The sequence below is a fragment of the Paenibacillus alba genome (assembly GCF_013204855.1).
Taxonomy (GTDB): Bacteria; Bacillota; Bacilli; order Paenibacillales; family NBRC-103111; genus Paenibacillus_E; species Paenibacillus_E alba.
The window spans coordinates 1-25,723 of the sequence record NZ_JABMKZ010000026.1 but is presented as its reverse complement, the minus strand read 5'-3'; the positions used below and the strand labels follow the sequence as shown (position 1 = coordinate 25,723).

The following is a 25,723-nucleotide window of genomic DNA, read 5'->3' as shown; positions in this document are numbered from 1 at the left end:
AATCGTTAACAGAATTGACACTTAATATACATCGAGTCTTCCATTTTCGATTCTTGCAAAAAAGCCTCCCCGAAAGGAAGCTTTTGAAGGATTATTGGTTTTCCAATTCTTCCTTGCTGACTAATGTGACTAAAGCGTTTACAGCCTGCTCGGCATCCGAACCTTCTGCACTTATGAAGACTTCGGTCCCTGTGCTGATCGCAAGACTCATAATTCCCATGATGCTTTTGGCATTCACTTTCTTTTCATCTTTCTCAACAAAAATCTCGGATGAAAACTTATTCGCCTCTTGAACAAACAATGCCGCAGGTCTGGCATGAAGTCCTGTTCTCAACTTCACAACGACTGGACGTCTGGACATGGAACTAATTCCCCCTAGTGTGGAGCTTATATGAATTACTATTGATAACAGTGCTATACCTTATGTTTTAACATTATAGCATTTTTCCCCGAAGTACACTAGAAAAAATGCGAAAAACTTATACATGTGCGACTGAGTGACTTCTTATCTACGAATTTCGCTGTTTTTCTGCCAATTCATCGATTTTCCGCAACCGATGGTTGACCCCGGATTTGCTCACACTGCCTTTGAGCATGTCGCCGACTTCTTTGAGATTCAAATCCGGATGCTGCAGTCGGATCTCAGCTACTTCTCTAAGCTTCTCCGGCAGACTATCCAATCCAACTTCTCTTTGCAAGAGTCGAATGTTCTCGATCTGCCTTAACGAGGCTCCAATGGTTTTGTTCAAGTTCGCTGTTTCACAATTCACGATGCGATTGACCGAGTTGCGCATATCCTTCATGATCCGCACATCTTCAAACCGCAGCAACGCTTGGTGCGCGCCAATGATACTCAGGAACTCGATAATTTTCTCGCCTTCCTTGATATAAAGCACGAACCCTTTTTTGCGTTCAATGAAACGGGCATTCAGATCGAACTTGTTGGCGAGCTGTGTCAACGCCTTGCAGTGCTCCTCATAGATCGAAGCGATCTCCAGATGATAAGAAGACCCTTCCGGATTATTGACGGAGCCTCCCGCCATGAAAGCACCACGCAGATAAGCGCGTTTGCAGCAGTTGCCGCGGACGATTTCTTTATCGATTCCTGTGGTGAAGATAAACCCTTCGGAAACGATCTTCAGATCGCTGAGCAGCTCCTGCACTTGCCCGGGCACTCTAACAATGTACACATTGTTCTTCTTCAGGCGCATTTTCTTGCGCACAAGAAGCTCTGTATGCAATTTGTACCCTTTTTTAATTAACGAATAGATTCGTCTGGCAATAGCCGCGTTTTCTGTGGAGATGTCGAGCACAACACGTTGGCTGGTTAGCTGAACTGAACCATTCATACGAATTAAAGCCGACAGCTCCGCTTTCTCGCAGCACGCTTCCGATTCGGTAATTAACGTTAATTCTTTTTTGGTTGTTGCCGCAAAGGACATGAGACTCACTTCTTCCTTAACATCCAGCTTTCGACGAGCTGATAAATATGGTCACTCAATTTCTCGGCATCATGACGAAGGTAAGTGCGAAATAACACAAGCCGATCAGCAATAACGCGGTACCCTCTTTTGGTGACTTCATCTAAATCCAAATGAACCGCTTTGGCCCCTTTTTCGGCGTATCTCGCCTGAACCTGCGGGGGAATTTCCCCATTATTCACGATCACATAGTCAAACAAATGCTGCTGCAGGTGATCATAAATCGCATCTAGGTGATCGCTGACCGAATAATCGTCCGTTTCCCCAGGCTGTGTCATTACATTGCAAATGAACAGCTTAACAGCTTTCGATTTCACAATCTCATCCACGATGCCGGGTACCAGTAAATTGGGGAGCAAGCTTGTGTACAAACTTCCCGGACCGCATAGGATCGCATCCGCGTCACGAATAGCTTGAACTGCTTCCGCTAGCGGCGTTACATTCGCCGGCTCAATGAAGACACGCTTGATTCTTCCGTCCGCTTTGGGAATCTTCGATTCCCCTACGACTAATGTTCCATCTTCCATAATGGCTTTCAGGACAATAGCCTGATTCGACGCGGGAAGCACACGGCCACGGACTGCGAATACGCGGTTCATTTCTTGTACAGCTGTGACGAAATCACCGGTAATATCCGTAAGTGCCGCTAAGATTAGATTTCCCAGACTATGCCCGGCTAATCCCGTACCTACTTGAAATCGATATTGCAATATAAGCGACAATAAAGGTTCAACGTCGGCAAGGGCTGTAAGAACGCTGCGAATATCGCCTGGCGGCGGCATTTGCATTTCATTGCGGAGAATGCCGGAGCTTCCTCCATCATCGGCTACGGTCACAATAGCTGTAATATCTACCGGCTTTTCTTTCAAACCTCTAAGCATAACCGATAAACCTGTTCCGCCACCGATAACGACGATTCGGGGAGTGCGTTGTGATGTCCCGTATTCCATACTTCTTTCACCCTCTTCATCGTAAAACCGCTTAGATGCGGTCACGCTCGGCATCCCGATGGCTCACACGCACCGTTTCGGTTTCGCTGTTGCCCATAACTTTGCCGAGATATTCCGTGATCGCAACGGATCTGTGCTTGCCTCCTGTACAGCCAATGCCTACGACAACCTGACTCTTGCCTTCTTTTTTATACTGAGGCATCAAGAAATTAAGCATATCAAGCAGCTTGGTTAGGAATTCCTGCGTCTCTGTCCACTTCATTACGTAGTCGTACACATCGGGATCTTGACCTGTCTGCGGGCGAAGCTGCTCCACATAGTGCGGGTTTGGCAAGAAACGAACATCGAAGATGAGATCGGCATCGATAGGCACGCCATACTTAAATCCGAAAGAGATTACATTTATAGATATGCGGTTGGTTTCCAAATTGGTAAACCTGGAAATAATTCTTTCTTTGAGCTGCGCCGGCTTCAGCGTACTGGTGTCAATAACCTGCGTGGCTAAGCCTTTCAGCTCTTCCAGCAGCTTGCGCTCCAAACCTATTCCCTCCAGCGGCGCTCCATCAGGAGCCAGCGGATGACGGCGGCGGCTTTCTTTGTAACGCTGAACCAGCGTCGCATCGGTAGCGTCTAGAAAAAGAATTTCATAGCTAAGCGTGTAATTCTCATGAATGTATCGAAGCGACTCCTGAAGTGCCGTGAAAAATTCACGCCCCCGCAAATCAATCACCAGTGCGACTTTGCCGATCTTCCCCATCGACTGCACGATCAACTCTGCAAACTTAGGAATGAGCACAGGCGGCAAATTGTCGACACAGAAGAATCCAAGATCCTCCAGACTCTGTACGGCAATCGTCTTCCCGGCACCCGACATTCCTGTTATAATGACCAGTTTCGCTAAAGGGTGATTTTCTTCCATGAATGACACCTTCCTTTGGAGTGCTCACGCAGGTTTACGCTCAAGCGGCTAAACCTACGAGCCTTGCCTGAACATTTAGCGTAAATTCAAACCAGCAGCGCCTACAACCCCTGCATCATTGCCAAGTGTAGCAGCAACAATTTCAACGCCTTCTGCCGCTGTCTCTGGTGTATATTTCTTAAAGGTTTCGCGAATCGGCTGGAACAGAATTTCTCCTGCTTTGGAAACACCGCCACCGATGATGAATCTTTTGGGATTAATCACAACAGCCAATGCCGCCATGGAACGCCCAATATAATAAGCAGCACGGTTTACAATGCGCAAGGAAACTTCATCTCCGCTTTTCGCTGCATCGAACACGTGTTTGGCTTCAATTTTCTCATGAAGAGAAAGCGTCGTTCTTTCACCGCGTTCCACAGCTTCATTGGCCATACGAACGATCCCCGTCGCGGAAGATACGGTTTCCAGACATCCCATTTGACCACATCCGCATTGAATGGCTTCAATATCCGGTACGATGGACATATGCCCTAACTCGCCAGCCATGCCTGCAGATCCTTGATATATTTTACCGTTAATAATAATCCCGCCGCCTACGCCTGTTCCAAGCGTATAGCAGACAACATTCGGGATTCCCGCTCCTGCACCAGCCCAAGCCTCGCCTAAAGCTGCAACATTGGCATCATTGTCGATCTTTACCGTTTTGCCAAGAAGCTCTTCCAGCATCTTTTTCGCCGGGATATTGCGCCATTGCAAATTAGGGGAGAATTTGATGAATCCTTCAGGAATGTCCATGAATCCAGCTAAACCTGCGCCGATCCCTGCGACTTGATCCCACTCATACGAGGAGTCTTCGACAATTTGCTTCACATACTGCGCGATTCGTCCAATGACAAATTCAGCACCGTTCTCCGCACTCGTTGGTCCTTCATACGTATGCAGCAGCTTCCCTTGCTCATCGCAAAGACCCACTTTAATGTTGGTACCGCCTAAATCTACACCGATATAAATCTGGTTTGACATTACAAAGTCACCTCATGAATAATCATAAAATTTTCGGATATTTTCCCGGGGCCCCGCAAAGTAATCGGATTATGCTTCGAAGGCTATGCGTCACTTTGTGGGGTTTACTTATGCTCCTGTTCCCACTATAAGTCAAGCCTGTAAGCTGGTCAAGATTCAACTATGCACCCAAAGAAAAGAGAAAACGTGGAAAGCATAGCCTCCCACGTTTGTTGTAGCGACATCCGCCTCTTACAGCGTTTGACTCCAATCATGCACGATGCTGCCTTCAAGGAACTTTTCAGCTTCCAACGCAGCTGCACATCCGCTGCCTGCTGCCGTGATGGCTTGGCGATACTTCGTATCCTGAACGTCACCGCAAGCGAATACGCCAGGGATGTTCGTTTCTGTGGTGCCTGGCTTCACAACAATGTAGCCATGCTCATCGGTATCGATTTGTCCACCAAGGAACTTCGTATTCGGCGTATGGCCGATTGCTACGAAGATACCGTCCGTTTCGATGATTTCTTCTTCACCGGTCACATTATTGGTTACTTTCAGGCCGGTTACCCCTTTTTCACCTGCAATGACTTCAAGCGGTGTATTGTTCAGGGCCCATTTCACTTTCTCGTTGCCGCGAGCACGGTCCTGCATGATCTTGGAAGCGCGAAGCTCATCACGACGGTGAACCAAACGAACCTCGGAAGCAAAACGAGTCAAGAAGTTCGCTTCTTCCATCGCGGAATCTCCGCCGCCAACAACGATAATCTTTTTGCCGCGGAAGAAGAAGCCGTCACACGTTGCGCAAGTACTCACGCCGCGTCCAATGTTTTCTCTCTCGTTCGTAATGCCAAGCAAACGGGCAGAAGCACCTGTAGAGATGATCAGCGTTTCTGTCTCGATTTCGCCAAGACCTTCCACTTGCAGTTTGAAAGGACGATTCGTCAGTTCTACGGAGTTAACCCACCCTGTTTTGAATTCAGCGCCAAAGCGTTCTGCTTGCTTGCGCATATTTTCCATCAGTTCAGGTCCCATAATCCCTTCAGGGAAGCCGGGGAAATTCTCTACTTCGGTAGTGGTGGTCAATTGACCGCCTGGCTCTGGTCCTTCAATAACGAGCGGACTCAAGTTGGCACGCGCTAAATAAATAGCAGCTGTTAGACCGGATGGCCCTGTTCCTACGACGACTGATTTGTACATATGGTTTCCCTCCTAGGTGCTTTCCTTAAGAAAGCTATCTGTGAAAGCATCTGATGCGCTTGTTTAACAAACCTCATCATAGGCTTCCTATAAACGCTGGCAAGCAGTCAGTCAGACCGCTGCTAAATTTATTTATGAAAGCGAGTCCTGCAGCAATACCAGGACCCAGCTGTCAAATACTTGTAAATTTATTGAAGATCGCTTCCATCTTCTCACGCAAGCCGCATGTATCATCAATAAGCTTCACATTGCGACTGACCGTCGAAACCGTTACACCATAGCGCGTAGATACTTCCTGATAAGAAATCGCCCGGCGATGCATCTTCGCAATCAGATATTCCAATGCAGCGGCCCAGCCCTCCGATTTATTAATCTTAGGCACGTTCGGGTAAATTTTCGTCAGAAATTCCACCCACAGAATTTCCAGATCGTACTGCTGCACCATATCATACCGTTTGTGCATATGAGAAAGCGCGGTCTCCATCACACTCTGCCATTTGGCATCCCAAACCGGCAAATGCGGCGAATATGGCGAAGCTTCCACCATAATCTTCTCATTTTCCAAATATGCGGGAATGGCCTCGCGAATCCCCATGCTGCGAAGCACGAAAATGGCAACCTTCTTCAAATAATCGTCCTCTTGACGATCCAGAATGAAATCCTGCAGAGCGTCCCTCACTTCATTGTCAGCAATCAAGCCAAACGCTTGAATAACCTGCAATTTCGTCTCGATATCGCCATGACGCAATGCCCAGAAGAAGGATGAGCGCACAAGCGGATCTTTCTTCAATTGGTCCGGTATTCCTTGTGTCGATTTCTCTAACACACGGAATTGTTCTTCGAACGGCAGATGATAGTGGTAGCTCCATGTCAATGGTTCCTCCACCTTATCGCGAGTACGCAGCTGCTCCAAGTAGAACTTGGATATCTCCGCACCTGGGTCAAGCTTCTGAGCTTGCTTCCAGTAGCGATAAGCTTCGGTGAATCGGCCAATATGACAAGCCGCCACAGCTGCATAATGATAGAGGCAAGGATCAGACGTGCCATCCCCTGCTTTCAGCAGACGCTTAAACAAGTGGTAGGCCTTCTCATGTTCGGACAAAATGCCCATTGTCGTTGCAAGCTTAAACACATGGTCCTGCTGATAGGGAAACGTCTTGCGCAGGAGATCTGTCAGTTCTGCCAGCTCCTGCTTGTTCCCAAAATGCTGATGGAAAATCGCCATATTACAAAGTGCATGCAGGTTTCCGGCATCGATCTCCAGTACCCCTTTGATCGTTTCCATCGCCTTCTCAAATTGACCCATATAGTAATAAGCAAGGGCCAAATTGTTCCGCGCCGCCGTGAAATCAGGTTGATTCTTCACCAATTTCTCCAGCTGTCTCACAGCTTCAGCGAATTTCCCTTCTTCAAGAAGGGCGCGGGCCTTATCATGCTCGAAGAGCCCTTCTCGACTCTTAATGCTAGTGAGAGGGGCGGGTCGTTCAAGCTCGTAGCTCAGCATTTCCATCATTTCTTCGGATTCATCCATGAATTGACCTGTAGGGTCAGTCTCCAAATACCGAACCAACGCTTGTTCTGCCTGCTCGAAATTCTCCATGTTGGCATAATTGTTAGCCATATAAAAGTGACATTCCGTCATCTCGGGATCAATGGTTTCAAGGATCTGCTGCAAAATTTGGTTCGACTCGTCGTAATTACCCATTTCCGAAAGAACTCCCGCAAGGTTGCAATGATTCACAGGGTTATCCTGCTCATACTCTGCGGCCCGCCGGAAATATTTCAGTGCCTTATCATAATGAAACCGATCCAAAGATTGAACCGCTCTCTCGAAAAAGAATGCGGCATCCATGTTAATCGAAATAACTTTTGGCTTTGGTGCATCGGACACGCGCTTAATCTTTTCCATAGCAAGACACCTCCGGTAATTTGATTACACTCAAATTATACCATAGATCGCTTGGAAGCCAAAAACATAATCCGAAGGTAAGATCTGGACTTGCTTTTAGGGTTTGAATTTAGCTCTTGAGCTTTGTCTTTTGATCCTATTGAAATCGAGGCTTTACAGGTTGGCTTTCAAAACCGAGAAGGTTGGACAAAATCCGAGGAACGAGGAACGGAGCGTAGGTGAGCCTACGTGAGTACCGCAGTTCCCGGATTTCGTTCAAGATTCGACGCCGAATCAGCCTCCCTGAATCAACATCGTTTTCAAAGTCAGCTTGGAAAGCTTCCTTATACGCCGCCGTATTTGAAGAGGGAGGATAGGGATCCGCCATCATTAATAATACGGATCGCATCCGACAACAACGGAGCTACAGAAAGCACATTGAATTTATCCGAGTGCCCTTCTGGAATCGCAATGGAGTCGGTAATGATAACTTCCTTAATGTTCGGGTGATCCAAACGCTGCAAGGCAGGGCCGGAGAATACAGGATGCGTCGCACAGATGTAAACATCGTGGGCTCCCCGCTCTTTCAGGCTCTCTACAACGTTGACAATCGTTGTTCCCGTATCGATGAGATCCTCGATAATGATCGGCGTACGGCCCACAACATCGCCAATTACGTGAGTAATCACGGACTCGTTGTGTTCAGGACGTTTTTTGATCATCATAGCGAATGGCGCATCCAGGATGTTGGCCATTTTCTCAGCGGTAGTGGCGCGGCCTGCGTCTGGCGATACGATGATCGGGTTCGGCAGGTTTTTCTTTTTGATGCAATCACTGATCACGTCTAGCGCAGTCAGATGATCCACTGGAATATTGAAGAAGCCTTGAATCGCAGGCGCATGCAGGTCAATCGTGACAACACGAGTCGCACCGGCAGCACTGAACAAGTCAGCTACTAATTTAGCAGAAATTGGCTCACGTGGAGCAGCTTTACGTTCTTGACGAGAGTAACCATAATATGGAATGACAAGGTTGATCGTTTTTGCAGATGCTCTTTTTGCTGCATCCATCATGACTAAGAGTTCCATCATATGCTCATTAATTGGATGAGAGAAGGTTTGTACCAGGAATACGTCACAGTTACGAATCGTTTCTTCGTAGAGACAGTAGATTTCTCCGCTTTTAAAACGGGATAGTTTGATTTGTCCAAGCGGCTGGCCGAGCTCTTTACAAATACGTTCCGCAAGCTTCGGATTCGAAGATCCGGAAAAAATTTTAACATTGTCGCTATGCATGGTTAATGGTTACCTCCGAAGGTTCATTAAATAGATTGTCACGCCCTACTCATTATACATGAAAGGTGTCGAATTTAAAAAGTCACAAGTTGTCGTTTTCGTGCATGAAATGTGGCTATTTCGTTAAATCCGATCATTTTCAACAGGTCTCTAGCCTCATCCAAATATTGGGCAAGACGTTCCGGCTGATGGGCATCTGAGCCTATCGTCAAAGGAATTCCCACCTTATGGCAATATTCCAGCATTCGCCGGCTCGGAAACATCTCTTTGCAAGGCATCCGAAGGCCGGATGCGTTAAGCTCAATGGCCAGACCGCACTCTTTGACCGTGTCCAAAGCCGCCTTCTCCAGTTCCCACGGATCACGGTCCGGCTTGTAGCCGAAGCGTTTGATCACATCGATATGACCGATATAGTCATAGAGTCCCGTTCGCGCTGCTTTCTTCACGGCATCATAGTACTGGGTATACACTTCGTAGATATCCTTGCCATCCCAACCTGCTGTCTGCCTGAAATCCGAAATATCCCACTCACCCAGAAAATGGACCGAACCAATGACATAATCCCACGGATACGCCTTGATAATGGCAGCAATTTCCGACTCGTAGCCTTCGATATAGTCACCCTCTAAGCCAACGCGGATATCAATCTGGTCCTTGTACTTTTCTTTGAGATGCAGGCACTCCTCCACATAGCGGGGCAATTCCTCCATCGGCATAGCCATCTCCGGCCAATATTCCTGCGGGTTCACATGCAAAAGCGGCATATGATCCGATAGCCCCAATTGGCCCAGCCCGATCTCGATGCCGCGTTTGACGTAAGCCTCCAGTTCCCCGGAGGCGTGACCGCAGCGCACATGATGTGTATGATAATCAATCAACATCGTGAATTCACTCCAGGTCGTTTATTTATTTTTTGACATGCCGATTGGCTAACTCTTTCATAATATCGTCCAAAGGCAATTTATTATTGCGAAGCAGAACCATCAAGTGGAAAATAAGATCGCTAGCTTCATAACGAAGCTCGTCATTGTCTTTATTTTTGGCTGCGATAATGACTTCGGCGGTTTCTTCTCCGACCTTTTTAAGAATCTTATCGACACCTTTTTCGAATAGGTACGTGGTATAAGCACCTTCTGGGCGCTCAGCATCACGGGAAGCGATAACGGCTTCGAGCTCGCCAAGAATGGCAAAACGGTTGCCCTCTGCAGCAGGCGTTGCTTCTTGAGCAGCCCCTTCCACTGGGACGTTTTCTGTGAAACAAGTATACGTGCCGTTGTGGCAGGCAGGTCCAACTTGTTCTACAAGCACGAGCAGCGTGTCGCCATCGCAGTCGTAGCGCAGTGATTTCACTTTTTGCGTATGACCGGAAGTTGCTCCTTTATTCCAAAGCTCCCCGCGGGAACGGCTCCAGAACCAAGTGTCACCCGTTTGAATCGTACGCTGCAAGGACTCACTGTTCATATAAGCCAGCATAAGCACTTCTTTACTAACAGCATCCTGCACGATGGCAGGTACAAGTCCGTGTGCATCAAATTTAATCTGATCAATTGAAAATGTCATCGGATTTCAACCCCTTTACCTTTAAGGTCATCTTTGACCCCTTGAATCGTTAACTCTTTATAGTGAAAAATGGTGGCGGCCAGTCCTGCATCCGCTTTGCCCTCTGTGAAAACATCATAAAAGTGCTCCGCTTTACCCGCTCCGCCCGAGGCAATGACAGGAATTGTCAGCAGCTCGGACACGGCGCGTGTCAGCTTCAAGTCAAAACCGTCTTTCGTACCGTCTGCGTCCATACTGGTAAGGAGAATTTCGCCTGCGCCAAGCTCCTCCATCCGTTTCGCCCACTCCAGCGTCTTGATGCCTGTGGCATTGCGACCGCCGTGCGTGAACACTTCCCACTCGCCCCACTCGCTGTTAAACTTGGCGTCAATGGCGACGACAATGCACTGGGAACCGAACTTGCGCGCTCCTTCAGATACGAGCTGAGGGTTGCGAACCGCTGCCGTGTTAATCCCGATCTTATCCGCTCCGGCACGCAGCAAGCGTTTCATATCGTCCACGCTGGAGATACCGCCGCCTACAGTAAAAGGAATCGTAATCTCTCCTGCGGTCTGACGAACAACCTCAACCATCGTAGCGCGGCCTTCGACAGAAGCCGAAATATCGAGAAACACCAGCTCATCTGCGCCTTCTTTATCATAAATCGCCGCCAGCTCCACCGGATCGCCCGCATCGCGCAAATTTACAAAATTTACGCCTTTGACCACACGGCCATCCTTGACGTCTAGGCAAGGGATAATTCTTTTGGCTAACATGAGGGGTACCTCCTTTTTAACTTAACAGCTTGTATCCTATGATACTCACAGCCATAAGAGTCCTAAAGGCTTCTATTGGCATGAAATCAACCAAATTGCTCCATTTAAGAGTCTCCAAAGACTTCTATCTCTCCAAAATCGACTCAATTTCCGCGATATCGCGCGAATAAGAGCCCCTAAAGACTTCTGTTCGCTGCCGAACCCTGCCATCCAGCCAAATAAGAGCCCTTAGAGCCCTCTATTTCGCCTACTTACACATCGCCAGAAAATTGTTCAACAACTGCATCCCAATATCCCCGCTTTTTTCGGGGTGAAACTGCATGCCGTATACGTTATCCCGGCCTACAATTGCCGTCACCGGCTGGTGGTAATCCGTTACCGCCAACAGATCGCTTTCGCGCTCCGGCTTCGCATGGTAAGAGTGCACGAAATACACATGCCCTTCTTCGATGCCTTGGAAAATCGGACTTGCGCTCTGCTTGTAGCTGAGTCGATTCCATCCCATATGCGGAACCTTGTAATCTCCACGGAAGCGAACGACTGAACCTGGCAAGAGGCCAAGCCCCTCATGGTTTCCGTGCTCCTCGCTGCTGGCGAACAAGAGCTGCATCCCGAGGCAAATGCCGAGCAGCGGCTTCCCAGACTCCGCATAGCGCCGAACAACGTCGTCTAGCCCCGACTCGCGCAATTGCTCCATCGCATCGCCGAAAGCCCCTACGCCGGGCAGGATAGCTCCTTCAGCGGCGAGGATCTGCTCCGCATCCCCAGTCACAACGGCTTCGTAGCCAAGACGCTCCACCGCTTTGCTCACGCTATGCAAATTGCCCATTCCATAATCAATAATGGCGATCATGCTTACAGCACTCCCTTCGTCGAAGGAACCCCCTGCACGCGAGGATCAATCGAGGTTGCTTCATCCAAGGCACGGCCTAACGCTTTGAACACGGCTTCTACCATGTGATGCGTGTTCTGCCCATAATGCACGATAACATGAAGCGTAATACGGGCTTCCAGCGCCAGCTTCCACAAGAACTCTTGAACGAGCTGCGTATCGAAGCTGCCGACATTCTGTGAAGGATACTGCGCACGATATTCAAAATGCGGACGGTTGCTAATATCAATGACGACTTGCGCAAGCGCCTCGTCCATCGGAACGAACACGCTGGCATAGCGTTTAATTCCCCGTTTATCGCCCAAAGCTTCGCGAAGCGTCTGGCCTAAACAAATCCCGATATCCTCTACCGTGTGATGATCATCAATCTCGATATCGCCTTTGGCGTTGACATTCAGATTGAATTGCCCATGCTTCGTGAACAAATCGAGCATATGATTCAAGAAAGGCACATCCGTTTGAAGCTCTGAAATTCCTGTTCCGTCTACCTCGAACTTCAGGGCAATGTCGGTTTCATTCGTTTTGCGGGCTACACTCGCGGAGCGAGTCAGAGCTTGATCCTGTTCAGCCATCTATTTCAACTTCCCTTCCTTCTTGAGTCTTACTTCCACCGCTCTCGCGTGACCTTCCAGCCCTTCGTTGCGGGCAAGTGTCATGATCATCTCGCCGTTGGCGAGGAGCGCTTCCTTGCTATAGTGAATAACGCTTGATTTTTTGAGGAAATCATCCACATTCAGTGGAGATGAGAAACGTGCCGTGCCGTTCGTCGGCAGCACGTGGTTCGGTCCGGCGAAATAATCGCCGACGGGTTCCGTACTGTAGGCGCCGAGGAAAATAGCGCCAGCATTCTCGATGCGCGGCAGCAGGTTGAAAGGCTCCTGCACCAGCAGCTCGCAATGCTCCGGCGCCAAGCGATTGACGACGTCCACGCCCTCGTCGAGACTACCCACCAAGAGGATCGCTCCTTTGGTCGCAGTGGACACCGCTGCGATGGCTTTCTTCGGCAGCACATCCAGCTGCCGCCATAGCTCCAGCCGAACTGATTCGGCCAGCTCTTGCGACGGGGTCACCAGAATCGCCGGTGACATCTCGTCATGCTCGGCTTGCGCCAGCAAATCAGCCGCGATGTATTCGGGATCGGCGTGCTCATCTGCCAGCACGACGATGTCTGTAGGCCCGGCGATCATATCGATATCGACGACGCCGAATACGAAGCGCTTCGCCAGCGCGACGTAGATGTTGCCCGGTCCGACGATCTTGTCGACCGGAGGAATGGACTGCGTCCCGTAGGCCAGCGCGGCTACCGCCTGCGCCCCGCCTACGCGGTAGATCTCTTTCACACCCGCTTCGGCTGCTGCCACGAGAATATGCGGGTTGATGCCCGCTTCACCCGCGGTGGCCGGAGGCGTCACCATCGCGATCTCCGGCACCCCCGCAACGATCGCGGGGATGGCGTTCATAAGCACGGAGGAAGGGTAAGCCGCCTTGCCTCCGGGCACATACAATCCGACCCGCTTCAGCGGTCGGATGATTTGGCCCAGCAGGCTGCCGTTCGCCTGCAGGTCCATCCACGACGTGCGTTTCTGTTTCTCATGAAACGCACGAATATTCGCAGCGGCTTGACGCAGCGCCGCCAGAAACTCGGCGTCCACCTGCGCGTACGCCGCCTGGATCTCCTCGTCGCTGACGCGAAGCTCAGCGATCTCGACGTTGTCGAACTGCTGCGCCATGCGTATCAGCGCAGCGTCTCCGTCCTGGCGCACCTCATCGATGATGCGGCGGACGGTCTCATTTTGCTCCGGCGAGCCGTATTCGACCTCGCGGTTCAATTGAAATTCCGAGGCGGGAAGTATCCGCATATCCATCATCCTCTCTTCATCTTGCTTCACTTGACTCTAGTTCTTTCTCTTGTTCTTTCTCTTGTTCTTTCTCTTAATGCTTCTTCTATGTCATTGCACTACTTCATCTATACCTTAGCCACAGGCAATACCGCCTGCAGCATGTCACACAATCGCTGAATAGATTCATTCTTCATACGGTAACTAACCCGATTCGCAATTAAGCGGCTCGTAATCTGGAAAATTTCCTCTTGCTCCACAAGTCCGTTCTCCATGAGCGTCTGGCCCGTTTCCACCATATCCACGATTCGATCGGCAAGACCGATCAACGGGGCAAGCTCGATAGAACCATTCAGCTTAATAACTTCAACCTGCTGCCCTTTCTCACGGAAATATTGGGAAGCCACGTTAGGATATTTCGTCGCCACACGCGGGTTAATGACTTGCTTCCAATCCGGCAGTCCAATGACTGACATGCGGCAACGCGCAATCCCCAGATCCAGCAGCTCATAGACGTTGCGATTTTCTTCCATCAGAACATCTTTGCCGACAACGCCGATATCCGCTACGCCGTACTCTACATACGTCGGAACATCAACTGGCTTCGCGAGAATAAATTCCATTCTGGCCTCAGGCACTGGAATGATCAATCGACGCCCTTCCTCCAAATCCTCTGGAATCGGCAGACCCGCTAGATGAAACAATTTTGCTGCTTGTTTATAAATACGGCCTTTCGGCATCGCTACTTTTAAAATATCGTCCACTGTGCCAACCTCCTTCAACCTTACATCCATCAAAGGATTCACGCACCTTAGCGCTCATCGCTTCGATCCTGTCATGCTACACTGCTGCGTCTATCATCTTAATAACATCCTGATAAACCGTTCCCCGAAGCTCGTAAGCGCCGTCTTCTGTCTGCGACAGTTCCTTAGCCCAAGCTTCCCGCTCACTTACCAGCTGTGTAATAACGACAACCTCTTGCTCGCTGTCGCGCATCGCTTTCGCCAGCTGCAGCGCCTCTTCCCGATGCTCGCTATCATAAGCGATCAGCACACGGCTTGGCTCTTCCGCCGTTTCTTTCCCTGTAACTTCGAGAATCCGATTCGTCTTCAGGGCAAAGCCTGTGGCCGGAGCCGGACGCCCGAACTGACTGAGCAGATTGTCATACCGGCCTCCACTGCAAACCGGGAATCCAAGATCCGCCGCATATCCTTCGAAAGTCATACCTGTATAGTAGGAGAAATCTCCAATCATCGTTAGGTCGATCACCACATGCTCACTAACCCCATAGGCTTTCAGAACATCCCATACTTCGCACAGATGGCGAATCGCATCCTGTGCGATTGGATGCTGAGACACCATGCGGGCTTGCTCACAAATCTCATCTCCGCCTCTTAGTCTCAACACCCCATTAAGCTCACGATCTACTTCTGGTGTAAGTGCCAGTGCCTTGATCGCTTCACGGTAGCCGACGTAATCCCGACTAAGCAAGTGCTCCTTCAACGCCAGCTGCGCATCGCTGCGTCCTTCAAGCGTTTCCTGGAACAAACCGTTCAGGAAGCCTACATGGCCCAAAGCAATTTTGAATGTATTTACACCTGCGGCCTGTAGAGAAGCAATCGCCAGAGCTACAACCTCTGCATCAGCTTCGGAGGAAGCATCGCCAACAAGCTCAACGCCCGTCTGGAAAAACTCCGAGTCCCGTCCCGCTTCCTCTTCAATTGCCCGAAATACATTCGAATGATAAGATAATCGCAATGGGAACGCATGTTCCTTGAGAAGCGATGAGGCCACACGCGCAATTGGCGCTGTTAATTCAGAACGCAAAACCAATGTTTTTCCTTTGCGGTCAAGCAGCTTGAACAGCTTTTTATCTTCTGTGGAGCTAGCGACTCCAACGGTATCGTAATATTCAAGTGTAGGCGTAATGATCTGGTTATACCCCCAGCGCTCCATACAAGCCAGTACACGGTATTCAATATTGCGCAGCTTCGTCACTGCTTCGGGCAAATAATCCTTAACCCCTAACGGTTTTTCAAATACTTTTGGCTTCGACACCGTCTCACCTCAACATCTAGGAATTCAATCTCATTCCCTTTTATAAAATACTTTATCACATTAACGTGCTACCATACTACCAAAATAAAGAATGTACGGCTATTTTATCACGTAACCCTAGGACCGTCAATTGTCACTTTATTGATTGGATAAGCCTCTATCTACGCAAAGAAAAAGAGCTGCACTGCTCTCAAGCGCACAACTCTCATTTCGAATCTTGCCTTTCTTTTATCGTTTGCAGCGGATTGCCCGCCACAAAACTGTATGGAGCCACATCCTTATGTACAACGGATCCCGCTCCTATGACAGCATAATCCCCAATCGTTACACCTGGAAGAATTGTGGTATTGGCCCCCACCATGACGTGAGACCCAATATGCACTTCGCCAAGTCTATACTCTTTGGTCAAATACTCGTGAGCGAGAATCGTGGTGTTATAGCCAATAATCGTATTGCTCCCTACATGAATCTTTTCCGGAAAAAAGACATCCACCATCACCATCAAGGCAAAAGCGGTATGTTCACCCACCTTCATGCCCAATACGTGACGATAAATCCAATTTTTCATCCGCAGCGAAGGGGAGTAGCGAGTGATCTGGATAAAAACAAAATTCTTCATCGCTTTCCACTTGCTGACCGTATGATAAATTTGCCATAAAGCATTAGGTCCATCTACAGGGTACTTGTCCGTTCGTCTCAACCAGCATCCACATCCGACGTGAGTCCCACAATAGGGAGCAAGTCAAACATATCGTCAATCAGATAATCGGGGCTATACTCTTCCAAGTAGGAACGCCCTTTCCAAGACCAAGTAACGCCAACAGCGGTAACTCCTGCATTCTTCGCTGCCTCGATATCATAATGACTATCGCCTACCATGATGGCTTGATCGGGGGTGCTTCCTAATTCCTTGAGTGCCGCGAAAATGCCTTCTGGATGCGGCTTGGCTTCCTTCACATCTTCCACAGTTACGATCGTACTAATGAAAGTATCCAGACCGCACAGCTTTAGTCCCATTAATGTCGTTTGTCGGATTTTGCTTGTCACGATGCCAATCTTATAACCAGCTGCATGCAGCTTCTCCATCACAATACGAACATTCGGGAATTCTTTTACCAGCTCATCATGTTTCGATAAATTGAAGGTTCTGTATTTCTTGATCAGCGCTTCAATTGCTTCAGCCTCAGTCTGTCCTGTGAAAAATGTCATTTGCTCCACCAGCGGACGTCCCATATTCGGAATAATCAGCTCCCGACTCAGGGGCTCCGGTGTTTCGCCATCCAAACTATGCAGAAAGGACTGCACAATCAACTCATTCGTATCAACAATCGTGCCATCCAGGTCAAACAGTACGGTTTGAATCATAATTTGCTCCTTTATCCTCTACCTCTTGATCTTTGATTGCTTGATTCTTCTCCACGGATTTGGTGGATACAATTGGATCGGCATAACGCACATTCGCGTAGCCTTTTTTCCTTCTTACAATAATGACAATCACCAACGCGATCACAATGAGAAGCGCCAGCAGCTGCGAGAATCTGATATTGCCGCCATACGTCAGCACGCCCGGTTCGAATACCAGCCTCATAGGTGACCATAACGTATCCATCAGCGAAGCCAACCATGCTGGTCCCGTAATATCAAGACTATCCGTCCGAACGCCTTCAATAAAGAAGCGGCCGATGGAATACCAGATGAAATAGCCGAAAAACAGTTCCCCTGCCCGCAGGAACGGCCTGCGACGCAACCACAGCAGCAAGAGCAGCCCAACAATGTTCCATACGGATTCATACAAAAATGCCGGGTGATAGAACGTACCCTCAATATTCATTTGATTCACGATAAAATTCGGCAAATGCAGCGTATCACGCAAAAATGACTCTGTGACTGGTCCGCCATGCGCTTCCTGATTCATGAAGTTGCCCCAACGGCCAATCGCTTGACCGACAATCAACCCTGGCGCGCAAATGTCCGCGATTCGCAAGAATGAGTACCCTTTGGCTCGCATGTAGAAAAAAGTCCCGATAATCGCACCGATTAACGCTCCATAGATGGCTATCCCGCCATGCCAAATCATAAAAATTTCAGCTAAATTATTTTTATAATCTTTCCATTGGAACGCAACATAATAAATTCTTGCCCCAATAATGGCGGAAGGTACGCCAATCAATAGTAAATCCATAAAAAAGTCAGGGACGATACGGAATCTTTTCCCTTCGCGGATTGCGATTAACAAGCCTATCAGCGCTGCTGCTCCTAAAATAATTCCATACCACCGGACATGTATCGGTCCAAGGGAAAACGCAACACTCTCGAGCATAGTTTCACTCCTTCATTCAATTAAATGCAGTCAGTCCTCAATCAAAATCCTCATAATCTTCATTCAATGACTCCGTCAGCTTATTCGTAAATTGAAGCGCCGCGTTGTAGCCCATACGTTTCAATCGATAATTCATGGCCGCCACTTCCACGATAACCGCCAAATTTCGGCCTGGTCGAACCGGAATCGTAACGAGCGGAAGATCCGTATCGATAATTCGCGTCAATTCCTCATCCAAACCTAATCGGTCATATTGCTTGTCCTGCTGCCAATTCTCCAATTTCACCACAACCGAGATTTTCTTCACATTCCGAACCGCTCCAGCCCCGAACAGCGTCATCACATTGATAATACCGACACCGCGGATTTCAAGCAAATGTCGAATCAGCTCAGGCGCGTTGCCCGTCAATACCTTGTCGCCATTCTGACGAATTTCTACGGCATCATCGGCAATCAGTCGATGTCCTCTTTTGACAAGCTCAAGCGCTGTTTCACTTTTACCAATGCCGCTGCTTCCTGTTATCAGAATGCCAATTCCGTAGACATCGACAAGTACACCATGAATGGTCGTGCTTGGAGCTAATTTATTCTCCAGAAACCCTGTTAACCGACTTGCGAATATGGTTGTCGACATCTGGCTGCGAAGAACGGGAAGATCACGTTTGGTTGCTTCTTCTAACAGCTCGACCGGAACATCTAGTCCTCTCGTCACGATAATGCAAGGTGTCTCCTCTGGCGAGCACAACTGCTCCACACGGTTTCTCCTCACACCCGTCGTCAACATTTCCATGAAGGTAATTTCCGTCTTGCCTAGCATTTGGATCCGTTCTCTTGGATGGTAATTGAAATACCCTGCCATCTCAAGGCCCGGACGGTACAAATCTCCGGTTGTTATCGGACGTTTCAGTCCGGATTCACCTGCAAGAACCTCCATATGGAGTTGCTCTATCATTTCGGAAACCTTCACTTTTTTGGCCATCGTCCTATCTCCTCCGAGTTTCGCCTGTGCATAACGTGCTTGATCTGTCTTCCTTGCTAGCTTTCCAATACTTTCATCGTAATGGAATACCTAATTGAAATCAACTATCGTCTTTGTAAAGCAAACAAAAAGGCCAGCCGATAACGGCTGGCCCTTCTAACTTAAACCTACAGGTTTGGATTAACCAAGATAGATAATGTTGTATCTTTATCGAAGAAATGAACTTTGTTCATATCCAAAGCCAATTTCACGTTTGTGCCTTCTTTGATTCCGGAACGACCGTCAACACGTGCGATAACTGTGTTTGCGCCGATACCGTTCAGGTACAAGTACATTTCGTGACCCAAGTTCTCAGTCAACTCAACGTTAACGTTGAATACTGTGTTCGGGGATGCTTCCAAGAATACAGGCTCTTCGTGGATATCTTCTGGACGAACACCCAGAATCACTTCTTTGCCAACGAAACCTTTATCTTTCAATACTTGTGCTTTACCAGCTGGAACTTCTACGTTAACAGATCCGGCTTTGAAGAAGATTCCGCTTCCTTCTTGGGACAATGTACCTGTCATGAAGTTCATGGATGGGGATCCGATGAAGCCCGCAACGAAGATGTTCACTGGGAAGTTGTAGATTTCTTCTGGTGTAGCTGCTTGTTGAATAATACCTTTGTCCATAACAACGATACGATCGCCCATTGTCATAGCTTCGATTTGGTCATGCGTTACGTAGATCGTTGTAACACCAAGACGTTTAGTCAATTTTGTGATTTCCGCACGCATTTGTACACGAAGTTTCGCATCCAAGTTGGAAAGCGGCTCATCCATCAAGAAGACTTGTGGCTCACGAACAATCGCACGACCCAAGGCAACACGTTGACGTTGACCACCGGAAAGAGCTTTTGGCTTGCGGTCCAGCAAATGAACGATATCTAGAATTTTCGCTGCTTCGCGAACGCGAGCATCGATATCAGCTTTTTTGAATTTACGAAGTTTCAAACCGAATGCCATGTTTTGATAAACAGTCATATGCGGATAAAGGGCATAGGATTGGAATACCATCGCGATATCGCGGTCTTTTGGAGCGACATCATTAACAAGGCGGTCTCCGATGTACAATTCACCTTCAGTGATTTCCTCTAATCCTGCGATCATACGAAGAGTTGTGGATTTTCCGCAACCGGATGCTCCAACCAATACGACGAACTCTTTATCTTCAACTTCAAGATGGAAATCTTTAACTGTAGATTCTTCTGCACCAGAATATCTTTTAACGATATGATTTAAACGTACGCCTGCCATGGTTTCATTCCCCCTACGGTTTATCGATCAATGACTTCTTAATCAACTTTTCAATATACTCATCTTACCCTACAGATGCCTGACTGACTATGCACAATCCCTACAAAAAAATCACTTTCTTTTCGTTACTTTGTACAATAGTAATGCCAGCCTTACTAATACCGCATGATTGAAGGTTCTTACATCAAGCCCCGTCTCATTTTTGAACTTGTCCAAACGATACAACAGGGTATTTCTATGAATATAAAGCTTCTTCGCCGTTTCGCTTACGTTGCAGTCTAGTGTGAAGAAGTGCTCGAGTGTCGTAACCGTCTCTGTATCCAGCGCATGATCGGTGCCGCGGAGCACCTGCTCGAGGAATTCAGCCTTCTCTTCTTCGTCTATTAAATGCAGCAGCTTCTCCAAGCGAAGCTCCCAGCGGAGATGAATGAAACTTCCTACGTGGAAAGATCGCCCTAGCATAATCGTTTCTCGCAGCTTCAGAATGGTCGCGAACAAAGACTTCGCCGGCTTCACCGGATAATCAATAGCAAGATGGCACTCTCCCACCCATTCATTGGCCAGCATTTCGTACAAGCCTGATCCTAGAGCATCAAGCGTTTGTTCGACACTCTCTTCCTCATCGCCCTCTCGCTCCTCACTTCCGCTCGTCAGCAAGCCTTCCGGCGCAAGAATCAACCACTCTTTATTGAGCAGTGGAATTAAGATAATCTCAGATTCGAAGAAGGATTCCAGAAGCTTTTTCAGCTCGGCATAAGAAACACTTTGATTTTGAGAGTAATCCCCATATAAAAGAAGTGGAATCTTTGTCGAATAGAGAGAAGATTGTGAAGCAAGCGAGTCGGGCAGCTCCGCGTAAGTTGAACCTCGTTCCATCTGCTCAAGCAGCCAGTCCCTTAATTGGTGCGCTTTTCTTTCATCTTCCGACAGAAACGTTCCCCATTGTTTTTTTTCTTGCGTTTGTTTCGTCTCTAAAGCCATTTCAACGAGCATCCGTTCAGAGACGGTTAACTGAGCTCCAAGCACCTGCAGAACACGAACATCTTTATGTTCCTTAGTTAAATAAAACAACACATCTTGGCCGCGTATCACGCTTCGGCTGTTGCTTTCATTCCGTACTTCCTGCTCTTCCATCAACTGCTGCCAATCCGCCTCGGGTAACAAACTAATCTCAATAGGCGCCTGTAAAACCGCTTCCAATCGCTCTTTTACTCGCTCCCAATCCATTTGCCTCTCTCCTTACTCCAATAGCATCATCTATATCTATCTCTCTATTGTACCATATGTCACACTCCGGATGTGAAAGAACCCTCCCGCACGAAGGTGCAAAAGGGCTCTAGTCTTGCCTATTAGTTCAACACTCGGCGAGCTGTCACATAGTGATCTGCCCACCATTCTTTATTAATTGAAGTGAATTTTACACCGCCTTCACCGTACGTGTGGATCATATTGCCATTACCGACATAGATGCCAACATGTCCAATATTTTTACCTGAGTCCACAGTCGTAAAGAAAACTAAGTCGCCGGCTTGCAAATTACTTTTGCTCACAAACGTTCCTTCCTTGGCTTGATCTCGAGAAACACGCGGCAGTGTAATCCCATACTCGGCAAAAACCGTTTTGGTAAAAGAGGAGCAATCCATCGTTTTGGTTTGTCCATATTTGGCGCCAAAAAGGTAGGGAGTACCGAGATATTTCTGAGAACTCAGGATCAACTCCGCCTTCAATCGATCCTTGGCCGACAGAATGCTTCTGCCGCCGATGAAATTCTTTTTGTAATCACTCACATTACGAGTGACGACTTCGTCTTTGCTCTGGGAAGCCATGACCATTTTACCTTCTCCTACATAGATCCCAGCATAGGATGGCTTAGTCCCACTGCCAAAGAACAAGACGTCACCTGGCTCTGCTTTAGCCACGTCGGTAATTTTCTTTTTGTTCATATTAAACTGTTCATTGAGTGTTCTAGGAACCGAATAATTTAACGTTTGATACACGTAATAGATCAGACCAGAAGAATCAAAGCCTGCCGAAGGGGTTTCGCCACTTTTGACATAATCCACGCCCGTCATTTTCTTCGCCAAGGATACCGCATCCATATCATCATTAGCCGCATAAGCGGAAACAGCTGTAGTTGCTGATAAAGCAATGGTAATCGCCGCTGTAATTCCTAGGGTGCGGTGTGCCAAACTTCTCATCATAACATTTCCTCCAGTGCATAATTGTTTGTAGAAATGGGAATGTTCTATCGATCTAGAACAAGGTTACCATGGTAATGAATAGACATTCATTCCTAAAATATTTCCACTCGCACATAACATTGGCAGGCGTTCCAGATGATTCATTGGGATAGTCCCCATGATTTTCATTCATTTCCTAAACAATATTCATTTTGGGAAATAAGGCTATTTGACTTCAAACTCATAAACTTCGCTATTTTGGAAATAATTGTACAAATAGGTCGGATACATTGGCCTTGCGCAATATACGGAGGTTGAAAACATATGCCTAAAAACAGCTACTATCCGACATATGACGTAATGGACGACCAAAAGGAATGGGATCCTCACACTCGGTCCATTGTGTCCGCACGTTTGGTGCGTAACCAATCGTATGGATTTGTGTCACCAGTCGAAGCGGAAACCTTGCGAGCTTGGTGCTCTCTGCTTATGGATGATCAACGGGGCGAAATCATTCAATTCATCCTTTGTCACATTGATCAGGCTTTGACTGACAATAAAGGAGAAGGACAGCGCAAAGCGCATGTCCCCCCACTCCGGCAGCTCCTGCGCCAAGGACTTAAAGGCGTCGATGAAGCCGGTTGGATCGCAAGCAGCAAGCCGTTCTTTAAATTGGATGAGGTGGATCAGCGGCAGATCATGCTCCAAATCAGCAGTGACAGCTATCCCCCAACACCAGCTTGGGATGGCATTCCCCAAAAGGCCTTCTTTCATAAAGTGCTTCAACTAAGCGTAGAAGCCTATTACTCGCATCCCCTAGTCTGGTCTGAAATCGGTTTTGGCGGTCCCGCTTATCCCAAGGGATATGTACTGGAACCAGGCCAACTCGACCCCTGGGAGGCAGTGAGAAAGCCATGAACTGGAGACATGAGCACGATGCCGTTGATATATTAATCGTAGGCGCAGGTGCAGCCGGCGGCGTGCTGGCCAAAGAGCTCAGCGAAGCCGGGCTGAGTATTGTCGTCCTTGAGGCGGGTCCTTGGCGCGATCCTCAGAAAGATTTCGCCAGTGACGAGCTGAGCATGAAAGACCTTGCTTGGGAGGATACTCGGATTATAGAGGGAACTGGCGCTATGGATATGAGCGCTTATCCGTCAGGAAGAGGAGTCGGTGGGGGCACGCAGCGCTTTACTGGCGTTTTTCTGCGATTTCATGAGTCTGATTTCAAAATGAAATCCATTGACGGCGTTGGCGAGGACTGGCCTATACATTACAAAGATCTCGAACCCTATTACACCAAGATAGAGAAAGAAATCGCTGTCTCCGGACCAAAACATTTTCCTTGGGGAAATTTCCATGGTCCTTATCCTTTTCCAGAGATGAGCTCCTTAAGCACGAATGCTTCTCTATTCCAAAAAGGCTGTAAAACACTAGGCATTCAAACGGCGGTAACCCCCTTGGCTATCCTTTCCGCTCCGTTGGATGGGCGATCCCCTTGCACGAATCGCGGCTTCTGTATGCAAGGCTGCATGCCGAATGCCAAGTTCAGCACCTTAATTGTCCATATTCCCAAGGCCGTCCAAGCTGGTGCAGAGGTTTTAGCGGACTGTATGGTTACTCAAATTGAAGTTGACGAATATGGACATGTCTGTGGCGCTCTCTTTGTTCACCAAGGGGAGACTTACCGTCAACGAGCCAAAACCGTTATTCTATGCGCGCATGCTATCGAAACGCCACGCTTACTGCTCCATTCGGCTACTCCGCAGTTTCCTGACGGATTAGCCAATTCCAGCGGCTGGGTTGGCCGCGCCGTCATGACGCACAGCAGCAACGATGTTTATGCGAAGTTTGAGCATGAAGTTCGACTCTACAAAGGTGCGTCAGTCTTAGCGTCCACGCAAGATTTCTATGAAACGGATCCGAAGCGAGGCTTCGCCCGTGGCTATACCATTCATGCCCATGGGTCAAAGCCGATTGATATGGCTCAGGGCATCAGCAAATCTTCGCCAGATCTTCTATGGGGGGCGAAGCTAAGAGAGGTCATGCTTGATTACAACTATTACGGACGTTTAACGATGGTAGGTGAAGTGCTACCCGATTGGAACAACCATATCAGCCTTTCTGCTGAAAAAGATGAATACGGCATGCCACGAGCGACAGTCACCTTCAGCTACGGGGACAATGACCGGAAACTAATCGATCATGCCGTCGACAACATGCAAATGATCTTAAAAGCCGCTGCAGGCGAGGTAGCTTTCGTTGTACCAGACACCCAACATCTTATGGGCGGCTGCCGCATGGGAAATAATCCAGTCAACTCCGTCGTGAACTCCTATGGCCAAAGTCATGATATTCCTAACCTATTCATCTGCGATGCCAGCCTTTTCGTGACATCCAGCGGCGCTAACCCCACTCATACCATTATGGCCCTTGCCGCTCGGACAGCCGACTACATCATTGATCTTGCCAGCTCTTAATGCGACAATGGATGTAGACAAGTTAAATGAAAGGAGACGTACATCCATGGCTATCGCTGAATTCACCATTATTCCCATTGGAACAGCTACTACCAGTCTTAGCGGTTATGTGGCTGATCTGCACAAAGAACTAGAGAAGCATACCGACATTACTTTTGAAATGACCCCCATGGGTACCATTATCGAAGGCCCTTTAGATCGCTTACTAGAGGTCATCCGTGCCGTGCATGAGGTCCCTTTTGCCAATGGTGCCGAACGTGTCTCCACTTCGATCAAAATCGACGATCGCCGCGATAAACCGGCCTCCATGCAACAAAAAATGCAGTCTGTGGCTGCCAAACTAAAATAGAAAGGGCCGTCCTTCAAGTATAAAATCTACTTGTGGACAGCCCTTTTTTATCTCGCTCGCTCCATCAATCATTAAATTCCTGCGATTATGCATCCTTTTGAGCTTGATTTAGCCGCAAATCAATAAATTCCTGCAATTATGCATCTTTTTGTGGCTTATTTCCAATAGCTTTGCATCAAACCTAACATGGAAATCCGAAAAAAGTATCGTCTAAATAATTTATAATTACTACCTAAATATGGGATTAATTGATGTATTTATCTGGACGATGCACAAAAAAAC

General features: G+C 48.1%; 26 protein-coding genes. 3 read left to right on the top strand and 23 right to left on the bottom strand.

Annotated features, from left to right (window positions below):
• Window positions 1-91: 91 nt before the first annotated feature.
• The 23 genes from HQN90_RS25925 to HQN90_RS38955 form a co-directional block, all read right to left on the bottom strand.
• Window positions 92-361, bottom strand: a complete 270-nt coding sequence (locus tag HQN90_RS25925; RefSeq protein WP_028555561.1) for an HPr family phosphocarrier protein — start codon at window positions 359-361, stop codon at window positions 92-94.
• A 148-nt stretch (window positions 362-509) separates the two neighbouring features.
• On the bottom strand, window positions 510-1,442 hold the full coding sequence (whiA, locus tag HQN90_RS25920; protein WP_173224106.1) for a DNA-binding protein WhiA: 933 nt from the start codon (window positions 1,440-1,442) through the stop codon (window positions 510-512).
• Between the two features lie 5 nt (window positions 1,443-1,447).
• Window positions 1,448-2,431 (bottom strand): gluconeogenesis factor YvcK family protein, encoded by a 984-nt coding sequence (locus tag HQN90_RS25915; protein WP_173224213.1) that lies wholly within the window; start codon window positions 2,429-2,431, stop codon window positions 1,448-1,450.
• Window positions 2,432-2,462: 31 nt separating this feature from the next.
• Window positions 2,463-3,350 carry an RNase adapter RapZ gene (gene rapZ, locus HQN90_RS25910; protein ID WP_173224104.1) on the bottom strand — a complete coding sequence of 296 codons (888 nt, stop codon included), beginning with the start codon at window positions 3,348-3,350 and terminating at the stop codon, window positions 2,463-2,465.
• A gap of 75 nt (window positions 3,351-3,425) precedes the next feature.
• The gene (locus HQN90_RS25905; protein WP_173224102.1) at window positions 3,426-4,373 is read right to left on the bottom strand and encodes an ROK family glucokinase; all 948 of its coding nucleotides are present in this window, start codon (window positions 4,371-4,373) and stop codon (window positions 3,426-3,428) included.
• 231 nt (window positions 4,374-4,604) lie between these two features.
• Window positions 4,605-5,552, bottom strand: a complete 948-nt coding sequence (gene trxB / locus HQN90_RS25900) for a thioredoxin-disulfide reductase (protein ID WP_173224095.1) — start codon at window positions 5,550-5,552, stop codon at window positions 4,605-4,607.
• 172 nt (window positions 5,553-5,724) lie between these two features.
• Window positions 5,725-7,461 (bottom strand): tetratricopeptide repeat protein, encoded by a 1,737-nt coding sequence (locus HQN90_RS25895; protein WP_079416345.1) that lies wholly within the window; start codon window positions 7,459-7,461, stop codon window positions 5,725-5,727.
• Between the two features lie 323 nt (window positions 7,462-7,784).
• Window positions 7,785-8,735, bottom strand: a complete 951-nt coding sequence (locus tag HQN90_RS25890) for a ribose-phosphate diphosphokinase (protein WP_079416343.1) — start codon at window positions 8,733-8,735, stop codon at window positions 7,785-7,787.
• Between the two features lie 74 nt (window positions 8,736-8,809).
• The gene (hisJ, locus tag HQN90_RS25885) at window positions 8,810-9,616 is read right to left on the bottom strand and encodes a histidinol-phosphatase HisJ (RefSeq protein ID WP_173224093.1); all 807 of its coding nucleotides are present in this window, start codon (window positions 9,614-9,616) and stop codon (window positions 8,810-8,812) included.
• A gap of 25 nt (window positions 9,617-9,641) precedes the next feature.
• Entirely contained in the window at window positions 9,642-10,295 is a 654-nt protein-coding gene (gene hisIE, locus HQN90_RS25880; protein WP_173224091.1) for a bifunctional phosphoribosyl-AMP cyclohydrolase/phosphoribosyl-ATP diphosphatase HisIE, read from the bottom strand.
• Window positions 10,292-11,050: an imidazole glycerol phosphate synthase subunit HisF gene (gene hisF / locus HQN90_RS25875; RefSeq protein ID WP_173224089.1), complete on the bottom strand. Its 759-nt coding sequence runs from the start codon at window positions 11,048-11,050 to the stop codon at window positions 10,292-10,294. The genes hisIE and hisF overlap by 4 nt, the downstream gene beginning before the upstream one ends.
• 247 nt (window positions 11,051-11,297) lie before the next feature.
• Window positions 11,298-11,903 (bottom strand): imidazole glycerol phosphate synthase subunit HisH, encoded by a 606-nt coding sequence (hisH, locus tag HQN90_RS25870; protein WP_173224087.1) that lies wholly within the window; start codon window positions 11,901-11,903, stop codon window positions 11,298-11,300.
• Window positions 11,904-11,905: 2 nt separating this feature from the next.
• A complete protein-coding gene (hisB, locus tag HQN90_RS25865) occupies window positions 11,906-12,514 on the bottom strand; it encodes an imidazoleglycerol-phosphate dehydratase HisB (protein WP_173224085.1) in 609 nt (202 codons plus the stop codon).
• A complete protein-coding gene (gene hisD / locus HQN90_RS25860) occupies window positions 12,515-13,801 on the bottom strand; it encodes a histidinol dehydrogenase (RefSeq protein WP_173224211.1) in 1,287 nt (428 codons plus the stop codon).
• Between the two features lie 107 nt (window positions 13,802-13,908).
• Window positions 13,909-14,544: an ATP phosphoribosyltransferase gene (gene hisG / locus HQN90_RS25855; RefSeq protein WP_079416331.1), complete on the bottom strand. Its 636-nt coding sequence runs from the start codon at window positions 14,542-14,544 to the stop codon at window positions 13,909-13,911.
• 76 nt (window positions 14,545-14,620) lie between these two features.
• Window positions 14,621-15,838 (bottom strand): ATP phosphoribosyltransferase regulatory subunit, encoded by a 1,218-nt coding sequence (locus HQN90_RS25850; RefSeq protein ID WP_173224083.1) that lies wholly within the window; start codon window positions 15,836-15,838, stop codon window positions 14,621-14,623.
• 205 nt (window positions 15,839-16,043) lie between these two features.
• Complete coding sequence (locus tag HQN90_RS25845; RefSeq protein WP_173224081.1) at window positions 16,044-16,538, bottom strand: acyltransferase; 495 nt, start codon at window positions 16,536-16,538, stop codon at window positions 16,044-16,046.
• Window positions 16,535-17,203, bottom strand: a complete 669-nt coding sequence (gene ppaX, locus HQN90_RS25840; RefSeq protein ID WP_173224079.1) for a pyrophosphatase PpaX — start codon at window positions 17,201-17,203, stop codon at window positions 16,535-16,537. Before ppaX ends, HQN90_RS25845 begins: the two co-directional genes overlap by 4 nt.
• Window positions 17,181-18,158: a prolipoprotein diacylglyceryl transferase gene (gene lgt / locus HQN90_RS25835; RefSeq protein WP_173224077.1), complete on the bottom strand. Its 978-nt coding sequence runs from the start codon at window positions 18,156-18,158 to the stop codon at window positions 17,181-17,183. Before lgt ends, ppaX begins: the two co-directional genes overlap by 23 nt.
• Before the next feature lie 37 nt (window positions 18,159-18,195).
• Window positions 18,196-19,137 (bottom strand): HPr(Ser) kinase/phosphatase, encoded by a 942-nt coding sequence (gene hprK / locus HQN90_RS25830; RefSeq protein WP_079416321.1) that lies wholly within the window; start codon window positions 19,135-19,137, stop codon window positions 18,196-18,198.
• Window positions 19,138-19,304: 167 nt separating this feature from the next.
• Window positions 19,305-20,435, bottom strand: coding sequence for an ABC transporter ATP-binding protein (locus HQN90_RS25825; RefSeq protein ID WP_079416319.1), 1,131 nt, complete (start codon window positions 20,433-20,435; stop codon window positions 19,305-19,307).
• Window positions 20,436-20,546: 111 nt separating this feature from the next.
• On the bottom strand, window positions 20,547-21,662 hold the full coding sequence (locus HQN90_RS25820) for a PucR family transcriptional regulator (RefSeq protein WP_173224075.1): 1,116 nt from the start codon (window positions 21,660-21,662) through the stop codon (window positions 20,547-20,549).
• Window positions 21,663-21,784: 122 nt separating this feature from the next.
• The gene (locus tag HQN90_RS38955) at window positions 21,785-22,636 is read right to left on the bottom strand and encodes a C40 family peptidase (protein ID WP_246362843.1); all 852 of its coding nucleotides are present in this window, start codon (window positions 22,634-22,636) and stop codon (window positions 21,785-21,787) included.
• Between the two features lie 303 nt (window positions 22,637-22,939).
• Here HQN90_RS38955 and HQN90_RS25810 point away from each other — a divergent pair, with 303 nt between their 5' ends.
• Genes HQN90_RS25810 through HQN90_RS25800 form a run of 3 tightly spaced genes read left to right on the top strand, consistent with a single transcriptional unit; the run spans window position 22,940 to window position 25,441 of the window.
• Window positions 22,940-23,533 (top strand): gluconate 2-dehydrogenase subunit 3 family protein, encoded by a 594-nt coding sequence (locus tag HQN90_RS25810; protein WP_173224073.1) that lies wholly within the window; start codon window positions 22,940-22,942, stop codon window positions 23,531-23,533.
• Window positions 23,530-25,092 carry a GMC family oxidoreductase gene (locus HQN90_RS25805; RefSeq protein WP_173224071.1) on the top strand — a complete coding sequence of 521 codons (1,563 nt, stop codon included), beginning with the start codon at window positions 23,530-23,532 and terminating at the stop codon, window positions 25,090-25,092. Before HQN90_RS25810 ends, HQN90_RS25805 begins: the two co-directional genes overlap by 4 nt.
• A 46-nt stretch (window positions 25,093-25,138) precedes the next feature.
• A complete protein-coding gene (locus HQN90_RS25800; protein ID WP_079416309.1) occupies window positions 25,139-25,441 on the top strand; it encodes an MTH1187 family thiamine-binding protein in 303 nt (100 codons plus the stop codon).
• The last annotated feature ends 282 nt before the right edge of the window (window positions 25,442-25,723 follow it).